Origin of the sequence: Streptomyces sp. NPDC126499, assembly GCF_040302485.1 — a bacterium.
In the GTDB taxonomy this organism is placed as follows: domain Bacteria; phylum Actinomycetota; class Actinomycetes; order Streptomycetales; family Streptomycetaceae; genus Streptomyces.
Window position 1 is genome coordinate 1,268 of record NZ_JBEOUO010000051.1, and the last position, 1,222, is coordinate 2,489.

General features: G+C 56.5%; 1 rRNA gene (only partly in view). It reads left to right on the forward strand.

The window, feature by feature from the left end:
* Positions 1-1,174 (forward strand): 23S ribosomal RNA (locus ABTZ91_RS33930) (its annotated part extends 1,267 nt beyond the left edge of the window); the annotation flags it as partial.
* Between the last annotated feature and the right edge of the window lie 48 nt (positions 1,175-1,222).

Genomic DNA, 1,222 nt, shown 5'->3' on the forward strand with positions numbered 1-1,222 from the left:
CTGAGCTGGGGGTGGCCGCAGAGACCAGCGAGAAGCGACTGTTTACTAAAAACACAGGTCCGTGCGAAGCCGTAAGGCGATGTATACGGACTGACGCCTGCCCGGTGCTGGAACGTTAAGGGGACCGGTTAGCTCACTTTCGGGTGGGCGAAGCTGAGAACTTAAGCGCCAGTAAACGGCGGTGGTAACTATAACCATCCTAAGGTAGCGAAATTCCTTGTCGGGTAAGTTCCGACCTGCACGAATGGCGTAACGACTTCTCGACTGTCTCAACCATAGGCCCGGTGAAATTGCACTACGAGTAAAGATGCTCGTTTCGCGCAGCAGGACGGAAAGACCCCGGGACCTTTACTACAGTTTGATATTGGTGTTCGGTTCGGCTTGTGTAGGATAGGTGGGAGACTTTGAAGCCGTGACGCCAGTCATGGTGGAGTCGCCGTTGAAATACCACTCTGGTCGTGCTGGATGTCTAACCTGGGTCCGTGATCCGGATCAGGGACAGTGTCTGATGGGTAGTTTAACTGGGGCGGTTGCCTCCCAAAGGGTAACGGAGGCGCCCAAAGGTTCCCTCAGCCTGGTTGGCAATCAGGTGTTGAGTGTAAGTGCACAAGGGAGCTTGACTGTGAGACCGACGGGTCGAGCAGGGACGAAAGTCGGGACTAGTGATCCGGCGGTGGCTTGTGGAAGCGCCGTCGCTCAACGGATAAAAGGTACCCCGGGGATAACAGGCTGATCTTCCCCAAGAGTCCATATCGACGGGATGGTTTGGCACCTCGATGTCGGCTCGTCGCATCCTGGGGCTGGAGTCGGTCCCAAGGGTTGGGCTGTTCGCCCATTAAAGCGGTACGCGAGCTGGGTTTAGAACGTCGTGAGACAGTTCGGTCCCTATCCGCTGTGCGCGTAGGAATATTGAGAAGGGCTGTCCCTAGTACGAGAGGACCGGGACGGACGAACCTCTGGTGTGCCAGTTGTCCTGCCAAGGGCATGGCTGGTTGGCTACGTTCGGGAGGGATAACCGCTGAAAGCATCTAAGCGGGAAGCCTGCTTCGAGATGAGTATTCCCACCTCCTTGAGAGGGTAAGGCTCCCAGTAGACGACTGGGTTGATAGGCCGGATGTGGAAGCCCAGTAATGGGTGGAGCTGACCGGTACTAATAGGCCGAGGGCTTGTCCTCAGTTGCTCGCGTCCACTGTGTTAGTTCTGAAGTAACGAACACGCCCCC